This window comes from Streptomyces cinnabarinus (assembly GCF_027270315.1).
In the GTDB taxonomy this organism is placed as follows: Bacteria; Actinomycetota; Actinomycetes; order Streptomycetales; family Streptomycetaceae; genus Streptomyces; species Streptomyces cinnabarinus.
Window position 1 is genome coordinate 8692952 of record NZ_CP114413.1, and the last position, 21570, is coordinate 8714521.

At 71.1% G+C, this 21570-nt stretch carries 20 protein-coding genes; 12 read left to right on the top strand and 8 right to left on the bottom strand.

The genetic code is table 11. The features are described 5' to 3' along the window. Positions 1-204: 204 nt before the first annotated feature. Positions 205-780 (top strand): dihydrofolate reductase family protein, encoded by a 576-nt coding sequence (locus tag STRCI_RS39220; protein WP_269663773.1) that lies wholly within the window; start codon positions 205-207, stop codon positions 778-780. Positions 781-835: 55 nt separating this feature from the next. Here the strand turns inward: STRCI_RS39220 and STRCI_RS39225 are convergent, their stop codons facing one another. The 3 genes from STRCI_RS39225 to STRCI_RS39235 form a co-directional block, all read right to left on the bottom strand. After that, positions 836-1231, bottom strand: coding sequence for a hypothetical protein (locus tag STRCI_RS39225; RefSeq protein ID WP_269663774.1), 396 nt, complete (start codon positions 1229-1231; stop codon positions 836-838). A gap of 183 nt (positions 1232-1414) precedes the next feature. Next, positions 1415-2704: a hypothetical protein gene (locus STRCI_RS39230; protein WP_269663775.1), complete on the bottom strand. Its 1290-nt coding sequence runs from the start codon at positions 2702-2704 to the stop codon at positions 1415-1417. 69 nt (positions 2705-2773) lie between these two features. Beyond that, a complete protein-coding gene (locus STRCI_RS39235) occupies positions 2774-3637 on the bottom strand; it encodes a helix-turn-helix transcriptional regulator (protein WP_269663776.1) in 864 nt (287 codons plus the stop codon). 147 nt (positions 3638-3784) lie between these two features. On the opposite strand from STRCI_RS39235, the gene STRCI_RS39240 reads away from it, so the two are divergent. The 5 genes from STRCI_RS39240 to STRCI_RS39260 all read left to right on the top strand — a co-directional run bounded on the left by STRCI_RS39240 (position 3785) and on the right by STRCI_RS39260 (position 9568). Next, the gene (locus tag STRCI_RS39240; RefSeq protein ID WP_269663777.1) at positions 3785-4699 is read left to right on the top strand and encodes an SDR family NAD(P)-dependent oxidoreductase; all 915 of its coding nucleotides are present in this window, start codon (positions 3785-3787) and stop codon (positions 4697-4699) included. Between the two features lie 115 nt (positions 4700-4814). Further along, on the top strand, positions 4815-5714 hold the full coding sequence (locus STRCI_RS39245; protein WP_269663778.1) for an amidohydrolase family protein: 900 nt from the start codon (positions 4815-4817) through the stop codon (positions 5712-5714). Between the two features lie 156 nt (positions 5715-5870). Further along, complete coding sequence (locus tag STRCI_RS39250) at positions 5871-7094, top strand: glycosyltransferase (protein WP_269663779.1); 1224 nt, start codon at positions 5871-5873, stop codon at positions 7092-7094. 91 nt (positions 7095-7185) lie between these two features. Further along, complete coding sequence (locus STRCI_RS39255) at positions 7186-7764, top strand: PadR family transcriptional regulator (RefSeq protein ID WP_269663780.1); 579 nt, start codon at positions 7186-7188, stop codon at positions 7762-7764. 79 nt (positions 7765-7843) lie between these two features. Continuing rightward, positions 7844-9568 carry an acyl-CoA dehydrogenase family protein gene (locus STRCI_RS39260; protein WP_269663781.1) on the top strand — a complete coding sequence of 575 codons (1725 nt, stop codon included), beginning with the start codon at positions 7844-7846 and terminating at the stop codon, positions 9566-9568. Positions 9569-9644: 76 nt separating this feature from the next. On the opposite strand, the gene STRCI_RS39265 is transcribed toward STRCI_RS39260, so the two are convergent. After that, the gene (locus STRCI_RS39265; protein WP_269664763.1) at positions 9645-10016 is read right to left on the bottom strand and encodes a DUF1304 domain-containing protein; all 372 of its coding nucleotides are present in this window, start codon (positions 10014-10016) and stop codon (positions 9645-9647) included. Between the two features lie 206 nt (positions 10017-10222). On the opposite strand from STRCI_RS39265, the gene STRCI_RS39270 reads away from it, so the two are divergent. After that, entirely contained in the window at positions 10223-11164 is a 942-nt protein-coding gene (locus STRCI_RS39270) for an oxygenase MpaB family protein (RefSeq protein WP_269663782.1), read from the top strand. Continuing rightward, on the top strand, positions 11161-12672 hold the full coding sequence (locus tag STRCI_RS39275; protein WP_269663783.1) for an aldehyde dehydrogenase family protein: 1512 nt from the start codon (positions 11161-11163) through the stop codon (positions 12670-12672). The genes STRCI_RS39270 and STRCI_RS39275 overlap by 4 nt, the downstream gene beginning before the upstream one ends. A gap of 10 nt (positions 12673-12682) precedes the next feature. Here the strand turns inward: STRCI_RS39275 and STRCI_RS39280 are convergent, their stop codons facing one another. From STRCI_RS39280 to STRCI_RS39290, 3 genes are all read right to left on the bottom strand, one after another. Next, on the bottom strand, positions 12683-13309 hold the full coding sequence (locus STRCI_RS39280) for a TetR/AcrR family transcriptional regulator (protein WP_269663784.1): 627 nt from the start codon (positions 13307-13309) through the stop codon (positions 12683-12685). A gap of 68 nt (positions 13310-13377) precedes the next feature. Further along, a complete protein-coding gene (locus tag STRCI_RS39285; protein ID WP_269663785.1) occupies positions 13378-15216 on the bottom strand; it encodes an AMP-dependent synthetase/ligase in 1839 nt (612 codons plus the stop codon). 84 nt (positions 15217-15300) lie between these two features. After that, a complete protein-coding gene (locus STRCI_RS39290) occupies positions 15301-16326 on the bottom strand; it encodes an LLM class F420-dependent oxidoreductase (protein ID WP_269663786.1) in 1026 nt (341 codons plus the stop codon). Positions 16327-16515: 189 nt separating this feature from the next. On the opposite strand from STRCI_RS39290, the gene STRCI_RS39295 reads away from it, so the two are divergent. From STRCI_RS39295 to STRCI_RS39310, 4 genes are all read left to right on the top strand, one after another. Then, positions 16516-17211: a TetR/AcrR family transcriptional regulator gene (locus tag STRCI_RS39295; protein ID WP_269663787.1), complete on the top strand. Its 696-nt coding sequence runs from the start codon at positions 16516-16518 to the stop codon at positions 17209-17211. Positions 17212-17284: 73 nt separating this feature from the next. Next, a complete protein-coding gene (locus STRCI_RS39300) occupies positions 17285-17794 on the top strand; it encodes a DUF4334 domain-containing protein (protein ID WP_269663788.1) in 510 nt (169 codons plus the stop codon). Further along, on the top strand, positions 17791-18882 hold the full coding sequence (locus tag STRCI_RS39305; RefSeq protein WP_269663789.1) for an NAD(P)-dependent alcohol dehydrogenase: 1092 nt from the start codon (positions 17791-17793) through the stop codon (positions 18880-18882). The genes STRCI_RS39300 and STRCI_RS39305 overlap by 4 nt, the downstream gene beginning before the upstream one ends. A gap of 74 nt (positions 18883-18956) precedes the next feature. Further along, positions 18957-20153: a TetR/AcrR family transcriptional regulator gene (locus tag STRCI_RS39310; protein ID WP_269663790.1), complete on the top strand. Its 1197-nt coding sequence runs from the start codon at positions 18957-18959 to the stop codon at positions 20151-20153. 22 nt (positions 20154-20175) lie between these two features. On the opposite strand, the gene STRCI_RS39315 is transcribed toward STRCI_RS39310, so the two are convergent. Next, positions 20176-21375 (bottom strand): oxygenase MpaB family protein, encoded by a 1200-nt coding sequence (locus tag STRCI_RS39315; protein WP_269663791.1) that lies wholly within the window; start codon positions 21373-21375, stop codon positions 20176-20178. Positions 21376-21570: the final 195 nt, after the last annotated feature.

The following is a 21570-nucleotide window of genomic DNA, read 5'->3' on the forward strand; positions in this document are numbered from 1 at the left end:
TAGATGGCACAGACCGACGCCGGGGCGAGAGGGGCACTTGGCACTTGGAACGGGCGCCATTCGAGTGGACCGGGCCAGGCCCGATGGTCGGAGCGATGAGTTCGCGGAGCGTACGAGGTCTATGGATGTGAAGGTCACCGAGCCCGCCCGACGGACACCACCCGCAAGTTCTCGCACCGATCGACCACGCCGAGGAGAAGAAACATGACCGCGACCTACACCTTCGACGTCTTTTCCAGCCTCGACGGCTACGGCGCCGCCGGCGGCGACTGGACGGGCTACTGGGGCAAGCAGGGCCCCGAACTGCTCGACCACCGCCTGGCCTTGTACGAGGCGGAGCAGCGGATGGTCTTCGGGGCCAACACCTATCGCGCGTTCGCGCGGATGGTGGAGTCGAGCACCGAGGAGTCCGAGGTACGCGACCCCTGGGTCACCCGGATGAGGAACCTGCCGACGACAGTGGTGTCGACGACGCTGGACGGCCCCCTCGACTGGCCGGACGCGACCGTCGCGAACGGTGACGCCGTCGACGTCGTGGCCCGGCTCAAGGAGGAGTCCGAGGTGCCGCTGCGCTCACACGGAAGCCTGTCGATGAACCGGGCGCTGATGGCCGCCGGCCTGGTCGACCGCCTGCAGGTGACCCTCTTCCCCGTCATCACCGGCCGGACCGGCTTGGACCCGATCTTCAAGGGCGCGGCCGACTTCGACCTGGACCTCATCGAGCACCGCACCCTCGACGGCCGCATCCAGGAACTCATCTACCGGCCCACCCGCCACTGACCCGCACGGATCCCTCGGAAGCCGCCGACCCAGGGCCATGGACCGGGTCCGAGAGTCACGCGTACCCGCGCAGTGCCTTGTGGGCGCCGTAGGCCTCGATGAAGCCCTGGATCGCCTCAAGGTCGTTGGCGAAACGGCCGGATGGCCACTTCTTCTTACGGCCGTCGACATAGCGCAGATCGATCCAGCTGTAGACGATCGCCGACGAATCGGAGCCGGCCACGCGCAGCTTCATGCCGGACAGCTCGTGGAAGGCGACGATCGTGAGCGGCTTGCGTTCACTGATGTACTCGACGGCGACGTCCGGCGTGATCACCAGGAGCGGGTCGGGATGGTCCGACGTCCCGCGGAAGAAGCCGGACAGCTTGCCACGCCTCTTGGTGAACACACGCCAGTCCGCCGGTACGGCACCCTGACGTGCCTGCCACAGGATCGTTCGCGGATCCGTCACAGCACCTCCGCAGGACGGGGGAGTCCACCCAGGAGAGATTGTCCGCTCGCGGTCGTGCGCACGCCACCCCGCCCCGCCGGGAACGGCGGCGGCGCGAGAAGGCCGCCGCATGTGGGTGGAGCGAGTGATCGAACTGGCAAACTACCCTGTCCTCGCCGAACCAGGTTCCGGCGCAGGCAGCCCCTAGGAGCGTGCCCGGCAGGCGTTCCAGATGTGTTGGAGGAGGGTGGGGTAGTTCTCGCCGTAGGTGACCACTGCCGCGAACACTGCGTCCAGGGCCGCCTGGAGGGGGTCGGCCGCTGCGGCGGCCGGCAGTGCGGGCAGGGCCATGTGCGGCTGGGATATGGGATGTGGCTCGGCCGGCGCGCCGATGGTGAGCGCGAGTCGGGGTGACGTGGCCGCGGCGGAGGGTTCCGGGGCCGGTGACTGCACCAGGGCGACGCTCCGGGCCAGGGCCTTGGGCAGGATCACGCTGCTGGTGTGGGAGTCGTCGCGGGCGGGTGGCTGGAACGGGGGCCGCTCGGGCGGGACGGCCTGGCCCACGATGCTGTCGGGGGCGTGTGGGTCGGATTCCAGGGTCTGCCACATGCGGTCCCAGTCGTCGAAGGGCGACGGCAGCGGACGTCCTTCGGTCAACGCGTCAAGTCCCGCGGCGATCCAGTCGAGGCCGGCGAGACCGGCGGCCTCGCAGGCGTGGCGTGCCGCCAGCACGGCGACCGCGCGCTGGGTGTCGGGGCCGGCGGCGTCGAGGGCGTGGACGAGCGCGGGATCGAAGGGGAGGAGCCCGCGCACATTGCCACCGACTTCGCGCAGGGCCTCGCTCGGCAGTTGCCCGCCCCACTCCCATCGGTCGTAGGCGAGTCGACGCTCGCTCTCTTCCTGTTCCTGCGCGAGACGGGCCTGACGTTCGGCCTCGGCACGTTCGGCGGGGGAGGGAGGGGCGGGCTGCCGGCGGGCGTAGTCGTGCCAGTAGGCGGCGTTCGCCGACGCCTGTTTCACGACGCGGTCCGGCTCCGGCGCGGCGGGCCAGAACTGGAGGAGGTAGCAGTCCTGTTGGGGCTCGTCGTCGAGCCGCGTGTCGAACTCGCTCGCCGCGTCCATGCCCTTGGCGCAATAGCGCACGCGGTAATCGATCTCCTCCAGGCCGAGCTCCCAGGAGTCCTCACCCGCCCACTGCACGAGTGCGCCGCCCTCCGACACGGGGCGGAAGGACGCCTCCACGACCTCCTCCCAGGCCGGATCCAGCGGCGGCGTCCGGTCGTGGACCTCGACGGTGAAACCGACGTTGCCCGTGTGCAGCCCGGTCAGCAGGAACAGGGCGCCGGGGACCGCCGCTCCGCACAGCCCGGCCTGCTGCCCGGCGAACGCGTCCGCGAGATCGATGCCGAAGTCGTCGGGATCGCTCTCGACGTAGATCTGACCGTAGTGAACGTGTACTTCGCCATCGACCGGCCTGCGCACCATTACCCCCATCGCCTCTCCCGCCTGAAGGGACGGGCCATGTCGGGAGAGTACGACCTGGCACTGACATCGAGCCGATACTCAGGCTCCGGTGGCCGCCCGGGCTCCTGCGACCCGAAGAAGATCCAGTCTGTCCGCGTCGTCGCTGCCGGTCGCCGCCGTGTAGGTGACCATGCGCAGGTCGGCGCCGGGGACGACGAGGACGTCGCAGTCGAGGAGGATGTCACCGACCTCGGGATGCCGGATCGTCTTGCGGTCGGCCGTGTGCGGGGTCGCCGCCGTGTCCGTGGACCATTGGTGGGCGAAGGCGTCGGACGTCTCGCGCAGATCCCGCACGAGGCCGTCGAGCCGGGCGTCGTGGGGGTAGCGCGACACCGCGTCCTTGAGGTCGGCGACGATCGACGCCGCGAAGGCGTCCTGTCCGCGCTCGGACTCGACGGGGTGCAGCGCGGCTTGCGCGGCGCCGGTGCCGAAGAGGGCACGGGCCAGGTTCCGTTCGGCGGCGGGGATGGCGGACGGGTCGCCGAGCAGGGCGCTCCACGTCGTGTTCCACCACACCAGGGTCCAGTCGGCGGCGAACACTCCCACAGGTATGTCGTCCAGGCGGGCGGCGAGCCGTTGGATCCCCGGGGGCACATGGGTGCTGACCGTCCCGTCCCGGGGCGGCAGCAGCCCGGCGCTGCGGAACAGTCGGTCGCGTTCCGCGCGGGAGAGCTGAAGGGCCCGCGCGAGAGCGCCGACTACCTGGGCCGACGGGTTCTTCGCGCGTCCTTGTTCCAGGCGCAGCACGTAGTCGACGGAGAGCCCGGCCAGTTGAGCCAGTTCCTCCCGGCGCAGTCCTGGGGCACGACGGCCGTCCGTCACGGTGAACCCGGCGTCGGCCGGCGACAGGCGGTCGCGCCAGGCGCGCAGGAGTGCGGCGAAAGCGGAGCGGGCGGTGGCCATGGGGTCATTCTCCCCGCGCGGCGCCGGTCGAGCCTGGGTACTGCCAGTCCTAGTGACAGGGACGGCACTGGTCGGTGCCCGCGCGGGCGGCGAGCGTGGACACGCGCCCGAGCCGGGCGCCACCGCCCGACCAGCCGAGGAGCCCTTGTGCAGCACACCATCGTGATGACCGGAGCGAGCCGCGGGATCGGCCGCGTCGCCGCACAGCACATCCTGCGCCGGTCGCCCGACGTGCACCTCGTCATCGTCGCCCGCGGATCCACCGGCGCATCACTGGCCAGGGAACTCGGCGCGGGCGGACACACGGTCTCGCAGGTCGCGGCGGACCTCGGCTCGCTGGACAGCGTCCGCGCCGCGGCGGCGGCGATCCTCGACCGGCTGCGGGGCGGTGAACTCCCGCCGCTGCGCGGCTTCGTGGGCAACGCGGGCATTCAGTACGCCAACGCGCTGACCGAGGGTTCCGACGGGTTCGAGGCCACCTTCACCGTCAACGTCCTGGCCAACCATCTGTTCGTCCGTCTGCTCCAGGACCGCTTCACCGCTCCCGCGCGGATCGTGATCACCACGAGTGACACCCATTTCGGCGACTTCCGGCATAACTTGGGCATGGTGCCCGGCCCGGCCTGGACGTCCCCCGACCTCCTCGCCCGCACAGGTGCCTTCCCCGAGCCGCACACCACGGCCGCCGGCCGCACCGCCTACTCCACGAGCAAGCTGGCCACCCTCTACCTCGTCCACGAGTACGCCCGCCGGCTGCCGGCCGGGATCGACGCCATCGCGTACAACCCCGGCTTCGTCCCCGGCACCGGCCTCGCCCGCAACGCGGACGCCCTCTCCCGGTTCGCGATGCGCCGCGTGCTCCCGGCGCTGACCCTCACTCCGTTCGCCACCAGCCCCACCACGGCGGGCCGCAGCCTCGCCGACGTCGTCCTCGGCACCATCCAGGCGCCGACCGGCTCCTACGTCGACCGCGACCGCGCGGACCGCTCGTCGCCGGAGTCCTACGACCCCCAGCGCGAGGGCGAACTGTGGGAGGCCGCCGAACGGTTCACCAAGGCATAGCCGTTCGGTGCCCCGCTGATGCCGGAGGGCTGCGAGGTCCGCACCGCCGATGGCAAGATCAACCTGCTCGGGTCCGCGCGCGCAGTGACGCAACCGACGAGAAGGGTGGTGCCCGGTGAGTTTCCCCAGCGGGGACTTCGGCGAGGAGGCCGATGACGTACGCCGTTTCTGGCGTGGACTCGGTCTTCCCGGACTGATCGACGTCCACACCCACTTCATGCCCGAGAGTGTCCTGCACAAGGTCTGGAACTACTTCGACACCAGCGGGCCGCTGGTCGGCGGGCTGAAGTGGCCGATCGCCTATCGCAAGCAGGAGGCGGAGCGGACCGAGCTGCTGCGAGCGTTCGGGGTGCGGGCCTTCACCTCGATGCTCTACCCCCACAAGCCCGGCATGGCCAGATGGCTGAACGAATGGGCGGCCGACTTCGCCCGCCGCACGCCCGACTGCCTGCACACCGCCACCCTCTACCCCGAGCCGGACGTCGAGACCTACGTCCGCGAGGCCGTCGAAGCGGGGGCACGAGTGTTCAAGGCCCACGTACAGGTCGGAGCGTACGACCCGGCCGATGAGCGTCTCCAGCGGGCGTGGGGGTTGCTCGCCGAGGCCGGTGTCCCCGTGGTGGTGCACTGCGGCTCCGGGCCCGCGCCCGGCAAGCACACCGGCTCCGAGCCCATCGCCAGGGTGCTGGCACGCAACCCGAGACTGCGGCTGATCGTCGCCCACATGGGCATGCCCGAGTACGTGGAGTTCCTCGACCTCGCCGACCGCTACGACCAGGTGCGCCTCGACACCACCATGGCGTTCACCGACTTCACGGAAGGCTTCATGCCCTTCCCCCGCCAGGACCTGCCCCGCCTCACCGACCTGGGCGACCGCATCCTGCTCGGCTCCGATTTTCCCAACACGCCTTATCCCTACCTGCACCAACTCCACTCCCTGGAGCGCCTGGACCTGGGAGGCGACTGGCTGCGCGCGGTGTGTCACGACAACGCGGCGCGGCTGTTCGGGCTATGACAGCCCCTTGGTCAGCGGCTCGCGCACAGGAGGGCTTGCGGCAAATCCCCAGCGGTGCCGCAGAATCGCCCATCTGACCCAGAAGTGCGGGGAGTTGACCACCCCTGCTGACGGCAGGACCCGCTGGGGGTCCCCCACGATGAGGAGAGTCACCGCATGCGCGTGCTGTTGATGGCCTACGGGTCGCGTGGAGACGTCGAACCGCTGGTGGCGGTCGCTGCGCGGTTGCGGGATCTCGGGGTGGACGTGCGGATGTGTACGCCCCCGGACTTCGCGGAGCTGTTCGACTCCGTCGGCCTCCCGCTGGTGCCGATCGGTGAGCCGGTGCGCCCGTTCGTGAAGGGCGTACTCACCGGGAAGACACAGGCTCCCGCCGAGGGGCTGCCCGCACGCGCGGCCGCGATGACCGCCACGACCTACGAGGCCGTCGTCACGGCCGCCGAGGGATGCGACGTGATCCTGGCGACCGGCCTGCTCCCAGCCGCGGCCGGCGCGAGGACGGCAGCCGAGCACTTGGGCATCCCTTATGTGTTCGTCGCCTGCTTCCCCGCCTACCTGCCCTCGCCGCACCACCCGCCGTTCGAGCGGCCGGGCCGACCGTTCCCGCCCGGCGTGACCGACAACCGAGCGCTGTGGGACCTGGACACCGAGACCATGAACGACCTGTTCGGGACGGGCCTCAACGCCCACCGGGCGACCGTCGGCCTGCCGCCGGTCGCGCGCTTCCGCGACTACGTCCTCACCGACCGCCCCTGGCTGGCCGCCGACCCGGTCCTGAGCCCGTGGCTGGAGCCGGCGGACCTCGACGTGGTGCAGACGGGCGCGTGGTTCCGGGCGGACGACCGCCCGCTGCCGGCCGACGTGGAGGCGTTCCTCCAGGCCGGCGAACCGCCGGTGTACGTCGGCTTCGGCAGCATCCCCATGCGCGACGCGGACGGCGTCGCCCGGGCGGCCGTCGAGGCGGTCCGGGCGCGGGGCCGCCGTGTGCTCCTCTCCCGCGGCTGGGCCGACCTCGCCGTGGCCGACGACCAGGACGACTGCTTCGCCGTCGGCGAGGCCAACCACCACGCCCTGTTCCCGCGTGTCGCCGCCGTCGTCCACCACGGCGGCGCGGGCACCACGACCACGGCCGCCCTCGCCGGGGCGCCCCAGGTGGTCGTACCCCAGATGGCGGACCAACCGTACTGGGCCTGCCGCGTCGCCGGCCTCGGCATCGGCGCGGCACACGACGGCCCGAACCCGACCTACGAGTCCCTCTCGGCCGTGCTCGGCGTCGCCCTGGCTCCCGAGACCCGGGTCCGCGCGGCCGCCGTGGCCGAGACGATCCGCACCGACGGCGCGGCGGTGGCGGCGAAGCTGCTGCTCGACCAGGTCGGCTGAGGAGTACGGATCCACGCGACCCGCACCGGGTGAGCCGTGTCTCACCGCGGTGCCGTTGCTATGCAACGAGGTGCATAGGAAGATCGTGGGCATGGCGCTCGAGCACGCGATCCTCGTTTCCCTGCTGGAGAAGCCGGGGTCCGGCTACGAGCTGGCCCGGCGGTTCGAGCGTTCCATCGGGTACTTCTGGACCGCCACCCACCAGCAGATCTACCGCGTGCTCAAGCGCATGGAGAGTGACGGCTGGATCGACGTCCGGGACGTCGCGCAGTACGGGCGCCCGGACAAGAAGGAGTACTCCGTCGCCGGGCCCGGACGGGCCGCGCTCTCCGCGTGGCTCCACGAGCCGACCGAACCCGAGAGCGTGCGGCACGACCTCGCGGTGAAGGTCCGGGGCGCCGCCTTCGACGATCCGTCCGGCCTCATCAGCGAGGTCGAGCGGCACCGTCAGGCGCACACGGACCGCCTCGCCCACTACCTCGCGGGCGAGACCCGCGACTTCGGGGAGCCACCGGCGGACGGGCCGCTCGACGCCGAACGGGAACTCCAGTACGTCGTGCTGCGCGGCGGCATCGCCTACGAACGCATGATGATCGCCTGGCTCGACGACGTCCTCGCCACACTCGCCCGCTTCGGCACCGATCACCGATCACCGACCACTGATCACTGACCGGCGGCCGAGCCGGCCCCGGGATCCGAACCCTGGACCCGGACCCACCCTCACCCCTCCCAGCCGAAAGGCGGCACTCATGACCGACGCGCTGCTCTTCAACCCGCGGACCTACGACCCCGCGCACTTCGACCCGGAGACCCGCAGGCTGCTGCGCGCCACCGTCGACTGGTTCGAGGAGCGGGGCAAGCGCCAACTGATCGAGGACTACCGGACCCGCGCCTGGCTCGGCGACTTCCTCGCCTTCGCCGCCAAGGAGGGGCTCTTCGCGACCTTCCTCACCCCCGTTTCCGCCGCCGGGGAGGGCGAGGGCGACAAGCGCTGGGACACCGCCCGCATCGCCGCCCTCAACGAGATCCTCGGCTTCTACGGCCTGGACTACTGGTACGCGTGGCAGGTCACGATCCTCGGCCTCGGCCCGGTCTGGCAGAGCGAGAACCCCGCCGCCCGTGCCCGCGCCGCCGAACTGCTCTCCCAGGGCGAGGTGTTCGCCTTCGGTCTGTCCGAGAAGGCCCACGGCGCCGACATCTACTCCACCGACATGCTCCTGGAGCCCGACGGCTCCGGCGGCTTCCGGGCCACCGGCTCCAAGTACTACATCGGCAACGGCAACAAGGCCGGGCTCGTGTCCGTCTTCGGCCGCCGCACCGACGTGGAGGGCCCCGACGGCTACGTCTTCTTCGCCGCGGACAGCCGTCACCCGTCGTACCACCTGGTCAAGAACGTCGTCGACTCCTCGAAGTACGTGAGCGAGTTCCGCCTGGAGGACTACCCGGTCGCCGCGGAGGACGTCCTGCACACCGGCCGCGCCGCCTTCGACGCCGCCCTCAACACCGTCAACGTCGGCAAGTTCAACCTGTGCACCGCCTCGATCGGCATCTGCGAGCACGCGATGTACGAGGCCGTCACCCACGCGCAGAACCGCATCCTGTACGGCCGCCCCGTCACCGCTTTCCCGCATGTGCGGCGCGAGTTGACCGACGCCTACGTCCGGCTCGTCGGCATGAAGCTGTTCAGCGACCGTGCCGTGGACTACTTCCGCACCGCCGGTCCGGAGGACCGCCGCTACCTCCTCTTCAACCCGATGACGAAGATGAAGGTGACCACCGAGGGCGAGAAGGTCATCGACCTGATGTGGGACGTCATCGCCGCCAAGGGCTTCGAGAAGGACAACTACTTCGCCCAGGCCGCCGTCGAGATCCGCGGCCTGCCGAAGCTGGAGGGCACCGTCCACGTCAACCTGGCGCTGATCCTCAAGTTCATGCGCAACCACCTCCTCGACCCGGTCGCCTACGAGCCCGTCCCGGCCCGACTCGACGCGGCCGACGACGACTTCCTCTTCCGGCAGGGCCCGGCCCGCGGCCTCGGCTCCGTGCGCTTCCACGACTGGCGGCCGGCCTTCGACGCGTACGCCCACCTCGCCAACGTCGCCCGGTTCCGCGAACAGGCCGACGCGCTGTGCGAGTTCGTCCGCACCGCCGCTCCCGACGAGAAGCAGAGCCGCGACCTCGACCTGCTCCTCGCCGTCGGGCAGCTCTTCGCGCTCGTCGTCCACGGGCAGCTGGTCCTGGAGCAGGCAGCCCTGACGGGCCTCGACGAGGTCGTGCTCGACGAGCTGTTCGCCGTCCTCGTACGCGACTTCTCCGCGCACGCCGTCGAACTCCACGGCAAGGACTCCGCGACCGAGCAGCAGCAGCTCTGGGCACTCGGCGCGGTCCGGCGCCCGGTCGTCGACGGGGAGCGTTCGGAGCGCGTCTGGCAGCGAGTCGAGGCGCTGTCGGGGGCGTACGAGATGAAGCCCTGAGGTTTCGACCCGGTATCGAGACACCTCGTGGAGGGCGGCTGCCGCCGTACTCCGCGAGGTGTTCGCCGTTGGGCGTTCAGTGAGTGAGTGCCACGAGCAGGAGAGCGATCGCGGGCGGCAGGCCCTGGCCCAGGGCGCCGCGCCACAGGCGCGGGAACGACACGACGAAGATGATCGCGGAGGCGATCAGGAACGCGCAGAGGTAGATGATCAGGGTGCGGCCGACGGTGGTGTCGCCGGTGTGCAGGGCCGTGACTCCGGCGACGAGGCCGAGTCCGATGAGGATGTTGTAGGCGGCAACTCCTGAGCGCCACAAGGTGACTTCGGGTGCGTCGGCGGTCGAGGTCGTGAGGAAGACGCGGACCGCGGGACGGTCGTAGAAGAACCGCTCCAGGGCGCCGACGACGATGTGGGCCAGCGCCGCGAGCAGGGCGAAGACCTGGGCCATGAGATTCACGCCCGGAGTGTCCACCCTGGCCAGGAGCCCGACAAGGGCGCGCGTCCGGTTCCGGTCGCCCTTTGCGCCGCGCGCGGCCGGAGCCCACCTTCAAGTCCCGGTCATGCCCGATGTATTGACGGCTCGTGAAACAAGTCAATAGCTTCAGTATCATCGACTCACTGGCGGCACCGCGATTCCGACAGGAGGGATCCCCCATGGGCCGCTACAGCCGGCTCCGCCGCATCCGGCAGCTGGATCCGCAGCAGGACTTCGAGCAGATCTACCGGTGGATCATCCACTACGAGTTCCCCCGGGACTATCTCCACGGAACGTCGATCGCGTTCCTGCGCGACTACGGTGTCCCGCGCATCTCCCGACTCCTGGACCGCACCCAGGAGTTCGAACGGGCCGGCCAGAAGCGGTACGACGACACGGTGCTGATGACCTACGAGATGGTCCGCGAGGGGATGGACTCGGAGCACGGACGGACAGCGGCCCGCCACCTGAACCGCATACACGGCCGCTACCGGATCCCCAACGAGGACTTCCTCTACGTCCTGGCCACCACGGTCGTGGGGCCGAAGCGGTGGATCGACCGGTTCGGCTGGCGGCGCCTGTGCGCGCAGGAGACCGAGAGCCTGGCGTTGGTGGGCCGCCGGATGGGCGAGATGATGGGCATCTCCGGCGTCCCCGACACCTACGCCGCGTTCGAACGGCTCCACGACGACTACGAGCGCGAGATGTTCGCCTACGACCCCGCCAACCGCCGGGTCGCCGCGGCCACCCTGCGGATCCTGGCCTCCTGGTACCCGGCCCCGGCACGGCGGACGGCGTCCCGGATCGCGCTCGCCGTCCTGGACGAACCGCTGCTGAAGGCGCTCGGCTTCCGTCCGGAGCCGCGCTGGCTGCGGGCCGCCGTCCACCGCGGCTTCCGCACCCGGGCCGCGCTGATCCGCCTGCTGCCCGCGCGGCCGGAGTGGTTACCGCGCAAGCCCAAGGCCCGCACCTACCCCTTCGGCTGGACTCTGGACGACCTGGGTCCGCACTGGGCGCACTCCCGTCCGCCGGACCCGCTCCATGACGAGACCCCGCCGGAAGGGGCCGCCGTGCCGGCGCGGTCCGCCGCCCCCGATGCTCCCCCTCAGGAGTCCCGATGACCGACACCACCCCGGCCACCGCACCACGTGCCGCGACCTTCACCACGTATTCCCCCACGACCGGCAAACCGATCGCCGAACACCCGGTCAACGGCCCGGAAGAGGTCTCCCGCGCCGTGGCACGGGCCCGGACCGTCCAAGCGGGGTGGGTGGCGCTGCCCGCGTCCGAGCGCCGGGAGCATCTGCTGCGCTGGAAGAAGGCCCTCGCCTCCGACCTGGACGCCGTGGCCGGCACCATCGCCGAGGAGACCGGCAAGCCCGCCGGTGACGCCGCGCTGGAGGTCGTACTCACCCTGGAACACCTGGGCTGGGCCGCCCGCAACGCCCAACGCGTGCTGCGGCGGCGCAAGGTGGGCACCGGACTGTTCACCGCCCACCAGCGGGCCTCGCTGGTGCACCGGCCGCTGGGTGTGGTCGGCGTGATCGGCCCCTGGAACTACCCCGTGTACACACCCATGGGCTCCATCGGCTACGCCCTGGCCGCGGGAAACGCCGTGGTCTTCAAGCCGTCCGAGCTGACCCCGGCAACCGGGGTCCGGTTGGCCGAGAGCTTCGACGCCGCCGTACCCGGGCATGCCGGGCTGCTCACCAGCGTCACCGGCGCGGCGTCCACCGGGGACGCCCTGGCACGGTCCGGGGTCGACAAGCTGGCGTTCACCGGGTCGCCGGGGACGGCCCGCAAGGTGATGGCCGTGTGCGCCGAGACCCTGACGCCGTTCCTCGCCGAGTGCGGAGGGAAGGACGCGGTGATCGTCACCGCGGACGCGGACGCGGACCTGGACGCGGCCGCCGACGCCGTCGTGTGGGGCGCGTTGAGCAACGCGGGCCAGACCTGCGCGGGGGTGGAGCGCGTCTACGCGGTGCGAGAGATCCACGCCGCACTGTGCGAACGGGTGGTCGAGCGGGCCGGGGCCGTGCGCCCGGGTGCCGAGGCGGACGCCGCCTACGGCCCGATGACGCTCGCGGGCCAGGCCGAGATCGTCGAACGGCATGTGACCGGCGCGATCTCCGCGGGTGCGCGGGCTCTGCTGGGCGGGCCCGAGTCGGTTCGCGCTCCGTACATAGCGCCGGTCGTGCTGACCGGCGTGCCCGAGGATGCGGCGGCGATGACGGAGGAGACCTTCGGACCGGTCGTGGCGATCAACCCGGTGACCGACGTGGACGAGGCGGTGGAGCGGGCCAACGCCTCGCGCTACGCCCTGGGGGCCGCGGTGTTCTGCCGCGACCGGCGCGCGGGTGCGGCGATCGCGGCGCGGCTGCGCGCGGGGGCGGTGTCGGTGAACTCGGTGCTGGGCTTCGCGGCGGTGCCGGCGCTGCCGTTCGGCGGCTCGCAGGACTCCGGCTTCGGGCGGATCCACGGAGCGGAGGGGCTGCGCGCCTTCACCTCCGTGCAGTCGACGACGGTGCAGCGGTTCACCCCGCCGATCGCGCTGACCTCCTTCGGGGTTCCGGCCGCCACGCGGGAGCGCGCGGTGCGGCTGGCGCGAGCGCTGCACCGGCGCCGCTGACGACGGGAGGTCAGGCGTCCAGCAGCGGGGCCAGGTAGCGGCGGGCGAAGGCCCGGGCCTGGTCCTCGTCCTCCATCTCGATGCAGCTGGCGGGGTTGAGCAGGAAGGACACGGCGACCCGCACCATCAACTCGGCGAGCGGGCGCGGGTCTTCGTCGGGACGGCCCTCGGCCTGCTGCGCGCGGCGCAGATGGGCCGTGAGGTACTCGACGGTGGCGGAGAGCGAGGAGCCGCCCTGCACGGTCAGGTACGGCAGCACCAACTCCGGTTCGAGGCGCAGCAGACCGCCGAAGAGCGGATGGGCGCGGGTGTGGCGCAGGGCGACCACGAAGCCCTCCACGACCCGCTCCTGCATCGTCGGCAGTGCCGCCACCGCCGCGTCCAGCCGCTGGAAGAACCGGCTGAGTTCACGCAGCAGGGTCTCCTCGACGAGCTTGTCCTTGGTCTGGAAGCGCCGGTAGACGGTGACCCGGGAGACACCGGCCCGCTTGGCGACGTCGTCCACGGAGGAGCGGCGCAGCCCCAGCAGGGTGTACTGCTCCAGTGCCGCGTCGAGGATCCGCCGCGCCGTCCGGTCCTCCGGCTCGGGCTGGGAGAGGGCCCGGACGAGCCACGAGTTGTTCGTGTCAGTTCGCATGGTGCTTCTTACGATACCGGCGAACAACTCCCGGAGATTTGATGAGACATCTGTCGTTTCTCTGTAGCTCAGTCCCGGTACAGCTCGGACAGGTGACGGGCGTACTTGTCCTGGATGACCCGGCGCCGCATCTTCAGCGACGGCGTCAGCTCGCCGGTCGCCGGACCCCACTCCTCGGCCAGCAGCTCGTACCACTTGACCTGCTCGGTGCGGTTGAGGCGGGTGTTGGCGGCGGCCACCGCGCGGTCCACCTCCGCCCGGACCGCGGAGTGCGCCGCCAGCCCGGCCGGACCTCCCTCGGCCTCAATGCCGTTGGCCGCGGCCCAGGCGGGGGCGGCCTCCGCGTCGAGCACCAACAGGGCGACCAGGTAGGAGCGGTTGTCGCCGTGCACCATCGCCTGGCCGATCAGCGGGTGTTCCTTGAGCGCGTTCTCCACCAGAGCGGGCGAGACGTTCTTCCCGGTCGAGGTGACGATCATCTCCTTCTTGCGGTCGGTGAGCCACAGGAAGCCGTCCTCGTCGATCCGGCCGATGTCGCCGGTGGCCAGCCAGCCGTCGGCGTCCAGGGCGGAGCGCACCGAGCCGTCCGGGTCGAGGTAGCCGGAGAACACGGACGAGCCCCGCACCAGGATCTCGCCGTCCTCCGCGACGCGGATCTCCACGGACTGCACCGGGCGTCCCACCGAACCGAGCCGGAAGCCGGTCTTCGGACTGTTGCTGGTGGCCACGCCGGTGGTCTCGGTCAGCCCCCAGGCGTCCATGATGACGATGCCGAAACCGGCCCAGAACTTCACCACGTCGACCGACATCGGCGCCGACGCGCTGGCCGACCAGCTCACCCGGTCCAGACCGCCCGCGGCCAGCAAGGGCAGCAGCACGTCCTCGCGGGCGCGGGCATAGCGCTCCTCCAGCTCGGCGGGTGGCGCCTCGCCCCGCTCGCGGTATCCGACGTGCTCACGCGCGACCTCGAACGCCCGGTCGATCACCGCCATCTGCTCGGCCGGCATCAGCGAGAGGACGGCCCGTACGGCGGCGGACAGCTTGTCCCAGATCCTCGGCACGCCGAAGAACTGCGCGGGACGCACCTTGCGCACCACCTCGCCGACGCGCGTCGGGTCGGCGCACAGGTAGACGTGCGAGGCCCGGTGGCAGGGCAGGTAGATGCCCAGCATCCGCTCGGCGATATGAGCGAAGGGCAGGTAGCAGAGGTGCTCGACGTGCGGGGGCAACTCGACCACGGCGTCCAGCGCCAAGGCGTTGGACATCACCGCACGGTGGGTGAGGACGACCCCCTTGGGTTCGCCGGTGGTGCCGGAGGTGTAGACGACGGTCAGCGGATCCTCGGGGCGGGCGGCGTCCAGTTCCTCGGTGAAGCGCTCCGGCACCGGCGCGCGGAGCAGGCCGGCGTACGGGACGTGGCCGTTCTCCGCGCCCGCCTCGGCTACCACCAGCCGCTCCAGCGGGGTCTCGGCATCGGCCAGCAGTGGCTCCCACACCGCCACTTGGGCCGCCCCTTCCACGACGGCCAGGCGGGCCCGGCAGTTGCGGGCGATGTGGGTGATCTGCCCAGGGGCCGCGGTGCCGTAGACACTGACCGGGATCGCGCCGAGGCGGACCAACGCCATGTCCGACAGCCAGTGCTCGGGCCGATTGGACATCATGAGCAGCACGTGGTCGCCACGGCCGACGCCGAGGCCCCGGTAGCCGGCGGCAAGGCTCCGGGTGTGCTCGTGGATCTCCGCCCAGCTCAACGTCGTCCAGCCGCTGTCGCTGTCGGGCTGGGCCGACTGCCAGGAGAGGCCGGGGAGTTGGGGGTACTCGCGTGCGTTCCGGGCCAGCAGCTGCGGCAGCGTCCGGTCGGCCGGGTCGCCGGGCAGGTCGCCGGTGGTGCGGGGCGCCGATGCCATCGGGGCCTCCTTGCGGGTCGGAAGGGAACGTCTGGGGAGACCGGGGCGGGGCACTCCTCGGTGGGGACGGCGCCGGTCGCGGGATCACAGCCAGTTCCTCACACGCTCGATCAACCGAGCGGGATCGGGGCCGACGGGGGTGACGTTGAGCATGGTCACGCCCGACTCACGGAAGGCCTCGACGCGGTCGCGGACATGGCCCTCGGGTCCGGCCAGGCACAGACGCTCCAGCAGTTCGGCCGGTACGGCGGCTTCGGCGTCCTTCTTGCGGCCCGCGAGGTAGTGCTTCTGGATGGCGGCCGCCGCGGACTCGTAGCCGTAGGAGCAGACCAGGTCGTGGTAGAAGTTGCGGCCGGGCGCGCCCATGCCGCCGACGTAGAGGGCGACGGTGGGGCGCATCAGGTCACGGACGGCCGCCGCGTCGTCGCCGATGGCCAGCAGGCCGCCCGCCACGACCGACAGCGGGCCGAGCCCGGGATCGCGCGCGGCGCCGCCCTCGGCGAGGGACCGGCCCCAGACCTGGTCGGCGTGCTCGGGGACGTAGAGGAACGGCAGCCATCCATCGGCGATCTCGGCGGTCATCCGGACGTTGGCCGGGCCCAGCGCCGCGACGTAGAGCGGGATGGTGTCGCGGACCGGGTGGTTGAGCAGCTTCAGCGGTTTGCCGAGGCTCCCGCCCTTCTCCGGTGGCAGCGGCAGATCGGTGATGCCGTGGTGCTCGATCACCTCGCGCCGCCAGATCCGCCGGGACAGCTCGATCACCTCGCGGGTGCGCCCGAGCGGGCGGTCGTAGCGGCGGCCGTGCCAGCCCTCGACGACCTGTGGTCCGGAGGCTCCGATGCCGAGGAGGGCGCGGCCGCAGGTGAGGGCGTCCAGGCCGGCACCGGTCTGGGCGATCAGGGCGGGGGTGCGGGAGTAGACGTTGAGGATGGCCGAGCCGATCCGCATCCGCTCGGTCCGCGCGGCGAGGTATCCCATGATCGTCGGAGAGTCGAAGCCGTACGCCTCGGCCACCCAGACGGCGTCGAGACCCGCGAACTCCAGGGCGGCGGCCTGGTCCGCGGCGGCCCGAGGATCGGCGGCGTACGCCAAGGGCGTGGACAGTTCCATCAGCAGCGGCCCTTCAATGAACCGGAGACTTACTGAGCGCTCGCTAAAAAGTAGGAGTGAGGCGTCGATCGGTCAACTCCCTGTGCCGCACTGGTTTTTATGGGTTGAGGGCGGGGAAGTGGCACCAGGCCGGACGCTGGAATTCACGTTCTCCTGAGCGATCGCTAAGTAGCTGGAAGGAGGGGTGCCGTGCCGAGTCAGGACTCCGCGCCACCGGCGGAGCACTGGCGCTCCTACGGACCGCTCGACCTGCACCCGATCCTGGTGCACGCCATGCGGGCCTTCAACGAACAGGGCTACCACGGCACTTCGGTCCGCGACATCGCCGCCCGGGTCGGCGTCACCGTGCCGGCGCTCTACTACCACTACGAGAACAAGCAGGCGCTGCTGGCCACCTTGCTGGAGACGTCCGTCAAGGACGTCCTGGACCGCTGCCGGGCCGCGGCCGGGGAAGCCGGGGACGATCCGCTGGCCCGGTTCTGCGGCATGGTCGAGTCGATCGTGCTCTCCATGGCCCACCGCCGGCAACTGGCCTTCCTGGACACCGAGATACGCAGTCTGGATCCGCAGAACCGGGCTCGCTACATCGCCCTGCGTGACTATCTCCAGCACATGCTGCTGGACACGGTCGAGGCGGGCGTCGCCCGGCGCGTGTTCACTACACCGATTCCGGCCGACGCCGTGCGTTCGGTGCTCGTCATGTGCCAGGGGGTCGCCAACTGGTTCCGCGAGGACGGCCCGCTCACCGCGGAGGAGGTCGCCGAACGCCATGTCCTGCTGACCCTCGGGACCGTCGGCCACCCCGGCGCGGTCACCGGTGACCTGCCGGTCCCGTTCCCGCGGTGCTCCTCCGGCGCCCGGGGTTCCGCGGGCCGGCTGCGATGACCGTCTGCGACCCACTCCGGCACGACTCGACACCTCACCCCACGGCCTTCGCGCCGACGAGAGGACATCCCGCATGGACGTGCTTGAGGCCCGCGCCCGGTTCCGCAAGCTCCAGGAGAGGGACGGCCTGGTCGACCCGGCCGAACTGGACGAGATCTGGGCGGCGTTGGCCACCGTCCGCCCCGAGGACATACTCGGCGAGTGGAAGGGCGGCGAATTCCGCACCGGCCATCCCCTCAACGGCGCCCTGGCCAAGGCCGGGTGGTACGGCAAGACGTTCGCCGCCGTGCACGACGCCAAGCCGCTCATCTGCCGTGACGCGACCGGGGAGTTGTACTCCAACCGTGAGCTCGGCAAAGGCGAGGCCAGTCTGTGGACCGTCGAGTTCCGCGGCGAGGCGACGGCCACCATGGTCTATGACGGCCAGCCGGTCCTCGACCACTTCAAACAGGTCGACGACACCACGCTGATGGGCATCATGAACGCCAAGGGGACCCCTGCCGAGGGCCCCTTCTACTACTTCTTCCTCGACCGCGTCCCCAACGCCCCGTACGCCGGCCCAGGCGCCGGAGGGGGCTCGTGAGGCGCGTCCGGGTCGCCCTCACCGAGGCTCCGGGAGCCCCGTTCACCCTGCGGGACGCCGACCTCGAGGACCCCCGCCCGGACGAGGTGCTGGTGCGGATGACCTCGGCCGGCGTCTGTCACACCGACCTGGCCATGCGGGACACCTGGCCCCGGCAGCTCACCCCGATGGTCTTCGGCCACGAGGGCGCCGGCCGGGTCGAGGCCGTGGGCGCTCAGGTGACCGGCCTCGCGCCCGGGGACCATGTCTGCCTCACCTTCGCCAGCTGCGGCGACTGCGCGCAGTGCGCGGCGGGACACCCGGCCTACTGCCACGCCGCGCGGGCCCGGAACCTCTCGGGCGGCCGCGCCGACGGCACCACACCGCTGTCCCTCGACGGCCGGCCGCTGCACGCCGGCTTCTTCGGCCAGTCCAGCTTCGCCACGCACGCCGTCGTCCACGAACGGGGTGTGGTCAAGGTGCCCTCCGACCTGCCCGCCGTGGTCGCGGCGCCGCTGGGCTGCGGCGCCCAGACGGGCGCGGGCACCGTGCTCAACCGGCTGCGTCCCGACCCCGGCGCCTCGCTCGTCGTGCTGGGCGCGGGCGGAGTCGGCCTGAGCGCGCTGATGGCCGCCGTCGCCGTGGGCTGCGACCCGGTGGTGGCCGTCGACCCGGTCGCCTCCCGCCGTGCCCTGGCCATCGAGCTCGGCGCCAAGGCGGCCCTGGAGCCCGGGAGCGGCCTGGTGGCCGAGCTGCGCGACCTCACCGGCGGGGGAGCGCACCATGTCGTCGAGACCACCGGCCGCCCGGAGATGGCCCGCCGAGCCGTCGGCGCGCTGCGCCCGCGCGGCGAACTCGCCCTCCTCGGCCTCGGCGGTGAGGTGACCTTCGACGTGATGGGCCTGCTCGCCAAGGGCATCCGCGTCCATGGGGTGATCGAGGGAGACTCCGACCCCGGCCGCTTCATCCCCGAGCTGATCGGCTTGCACAGGCGGGGCCTCTTCCCACTGGAGCGGCTGGTCACCACCTTCGGGTTCGAGCACATCGACGCGGCCGTGGCCGCCATGGGGGACGGCGCCGTGATCAAGCCGGTCCTCACTTTCACCTGACCGGCCGCGGGCTGGAGCGAGCCGCTCACGCTGAGGCAGTCAGGCCCCTGACGGCGTGTGATTGACTAATCGACATGGCTCCCGCCTCCCCATCCGCCCGTTCGGCCGCGAGCGCCGATCCGAGCGCGGGCACTCGGCCCCGCAATCGCAAGCAGCTCATCGTCGACGCGGCCGGGCAGGTCTTCAGCGAGCGCGGCTACCACAAGGCGTCCATGGAGGAGGTCGCCGCCGGTGTGGGCATCACCGCGGCCGCTCTGTACCGGCACTTCCCGAACAAGTACGCGCTGTTCGCCGAGTGCGCCCACGTCATGGTGGACGGACTGGTCGCCGCGCTCGACGAGGTGCCGGCCGAGGCGAGTCTGACGGACGTGCTGACCGAGATCACCCGGGTCACCATCGCTCATCGCGCATCGGGCGGCGTGTACCGCTGGGAGGCCCGGTACCTCAACCGCGAGGACCGCCGACGTCTCGGGGTGAAGTTCGGCCGCCTCGTCGAGCGGGTCGACGAGGCGGTCCAACGCGAGCACCCACTGCCTGACGAGCGCCTGCGGGCCATGGCGGCCCTCGGTGCGATCGGATCCATCACGATGCATCACACCTCCATCGCCCAACGCCGGGCCGAGGACCTGCTGTTGGCGTCCGCCTTGCGCGTGGCCGTGACCGATCCAGCGGTGGGCCGGCTGAGCGCGCGCCCCGTCGAGCTGCCGGCCCGGCCGGTGCCGCGGACGCGGCGCGCGGAGATCCTCGCGGCCTCGATCCCGCTGTTCGCGCGGGACGGATTCGCCAACGTCACCAATGGGCAGATCGCGGAGGCGGTGGGCCTGACCCCGTCCGCGCTCTACCGCCACTACCCCGGCAAGATCGACGTACTGGCGGCGGCATGCCTCCAGGCGGCAGGACTGCTGTCCCAGGGAGTGGAGCGGAATCTGCGGGACGTGACCGACCCGCACGACGCCGTCGTCGCGCTGGCAGCGACGTACGTGGCCTACTGCTTCGAACACACCGAGCTCAACAGCGTGGCCGAGGCCGAGTTCGTGGGCTTGCCGACCGATCTGCGGCAGCCCCTGGTCCTCGCCCAGCGCGAACACATCGCCGTGTGGGAACAGCAGTTGCGACTGGTCCGTCCGGAGCTGGACCCGCGCCAGGCCCGAGTGCTGGTGCACGCGGGGTTCGGCGTGGTGGTCGAGGCGGGACGCAGACTGCGGTGGCGGGACAGCCCTGACCATCGTGCGGCCGTGACCGCGCTGGTCACGGGCGCCCTGGGTCTCTGACCAGCCGTCGGAACCCGGCAGCTCAGCCCGCCCTGTTCCCGGTGGGGATCGTGATGGGGGTGGTGGTCCCGGAGGAGCCCTTGTTGAGGAACAACATGGCCAGGGCGCGCACGAACTGGTCGAACATGTAGAAGGTGCCGGGCATGATCGGCGACAGCCCCTCACGGAACAGGATGAACGCCGGCCAGCCGGTGCGGACCAGGGCCGCCGCCGCGTAGTCGCGCTTCAAGCCCAGCCAGTCGCCGACCTCGTCACTGAGGACGTAGCGCACGAACTCGTTGAGGAACCCGCGTGTGACGCCGAGGTCGATCTGGGCGGTCAGGCCGAGCAGTTCCTCGGCCAGGGCGATGCCCTCGGTCGAGGGGGAGAGAATCGGGGTGAGCACCCGCGCCGACTGCGCCTGGGCCTCCGCCCACGTCCGGGGGATGTGCTCATGGGGCACGCCGAGCAGGGCGATGGCGACCTGCCATGAGTGCAGGAACGCCTCCTGGTCCGCGGCCGGGAACGGGATCTTCCAGTCGAGCAGCTTCCGGTGGACATAGGTGCCCAGGCTGTGGAACGTGACCAGGATGTCGGCCGCGCTGATCGGGATCGTCTCGTCGGCGACCGCCCGCCAGTGCGGCGACTGCGGCAGCAGATGACGCACCGCGGCGTGCACCACGCGAGTCTTGTTGGCGGTGACGACGAACTGTCCCGTCGGCTCGAAGGCTCCCAATTGGGACAAGTCGTAGCCGAACGTGAACGTCTTGGCCGCGCGGTCCTGCATGTCGGCGCCGCCCGCGGACCAGTACACGCTCTTGGCCTCGCGCGGAATCACGGTGCTCATGATGCCGCTGCCGAGGCCGTACAGCATGAACAGGTAGGTGTCCCGGCGCCGGTTGAAGTCCGCGGCGCGGGCCAGCTTGGCGGGATCCGCCCAGGAGGGCAGCTGGTTGACCTGCCGCAGGTATGCGGCGAACTCGGTCGGAAGGCCGCTGGGCAGCGGGTCATTGTTGTTCACCCATGACGCCCACGCGGTGTTGATCGCCGGGACGTGTCCGCTCTTGAGCATCGAAGCCATCACCGGGTCCGCTGCGTCGTCCCAGATCCACTCCGGACCGGGCCCCGCGGAGGCACCGGTCGCCGAGCCCGTCGACGCCCATGCCTGTACGGGGTGCGCCACACCCACGAGACCGAGCGCGACTCCGAGCGACAGCGCCTTTCGCCTGCTGAGGTTCTCCATTGACTTACCTGCTTCCCTGAAGGGCCAAGGGGTTCCAGATTGCCTTCGCAGACTTGCCAGTTGTGCGATCGACGCGGACGGGGAACCCCATCGCACCAATGTGATTTTCGATTAACATAGCGACGTGTGTCACCGTGGGCAATGGTGGTGACAGAGGGCTCGTCGCCAAGGCCGGCCCTCGATCCGTCTGCCGTG

Excerpts from the sequence above, each read along its gene's own strand:
- STRCI_RS39220 (WP_269663773.1), top strand. The coding sequence starts at position 205 with ATGACCGCGACCTACACCTTCGACGTCTTTTCCAGCCTCGACGGCTAC.
- STRCI_RS39230 (WP_269663775.1), bottom strand. The coding sequence starts at position 2,704 with ATGGGGGTAATGGTGCGCAGGCCGGTCGATGGCGAAGTACACGTTCAC.
- STRCI_RS39235 (WP_269663776.1), bottom strand. The coding sequence starts at position 3,637 with ATGGCCACCGCCCGCTCCGCTTTCGCCGCACTCCTGCGCGCCTGGCGC.
- STRCI_RS39250 (WP_269663779.1), top strand. The coding sequence starts at position 5,871 with ATGCGCGTGCTGTTGATGGCCTACGGGTCGCGTGGAGACGTCGAACCG.
- STRCI_RS39255 (WP_269663780.1), top strand. The coding sequence starts at position 7,186 with ATGGCGCTCGAGCACGCGATCCTCGTTTCCCTGCTGGAGAAGCCGGGG.
- STRCI_RS39260 (WP_269663781.1), top strand. The coding sequence starts at position 7,844 with ATGACCGACGCGCTGCTCTTCAACCCGCGGACCTACGACCCCGCGCAC.
- STRCI_RS39265 (WP_269664763.1), bottom strand. The coding sequence starts at position 10,016 with ATGGCCCAGGTCTTCGCCCTGCTCGCGGCGCTGGCCCACATCGTCGTC.
- STRCI_RS39270 (WP_269663782.1), top strand. The coding sequence starts at position 10,223 with ATGGGCCGCTACAGCCGGCTCCGCCGCATCCGGCAGCTGGATCCGCAG.
- STRCI_RS39275 (WP_269663783.1), top strand. The coding sequence starts at position 11,161 with ATGACCGACACCACCCCGGCCACCGCACCACGTGCCGCGACCTTCACC.
- STRCI_RS39280 (WP_269663784.1), bottom strand. The coding sequence starts at position 13,309 with ATGCGAACTGACACGAACAACTCGTGGCTCGTCCGGGCCCTCTCCCAG.
- STRCI_RS39285 (WP_269663785.1), bottom strand. The coding sequence starts at position 15,216 with ATGGCATCGGCGCCCCGCACCACCGGCGACCTGCCCGGCGACCCGGCC.
- STRCI_RS39290 (WP_269663786.1), bottom strand. The coding sequence starts at position 16,326 with ATGGAACTGTCCACGCCCTTGGCGTACGCCGCCGATCCTCGGGCCGCC.
- STRCI_RS39300 (WP_269663788.1), top strand. The coding sequence starts at position 17,285 with ATGGACGTGCTTGAGGCCCGCGCCCGGTTCCGCAAGCTCCAGGAGAGG.
- STRCI_RS39310 (WP_269663790.1), top strand. The coding sequence starts at position 18,957 with ATGGCTCCCGCCTCCCCATCCGCCCGTTCGGCCGCGAGCGCCGATCCG.
- STRCI_RS39315 (WP_269663791.1), bottom strand. The coding sequence starts at position 21,375 with ATGGAGAACCTCAGCAGGCGAAAGGCGCTGTCGCTCGGAGTCGCGCTC.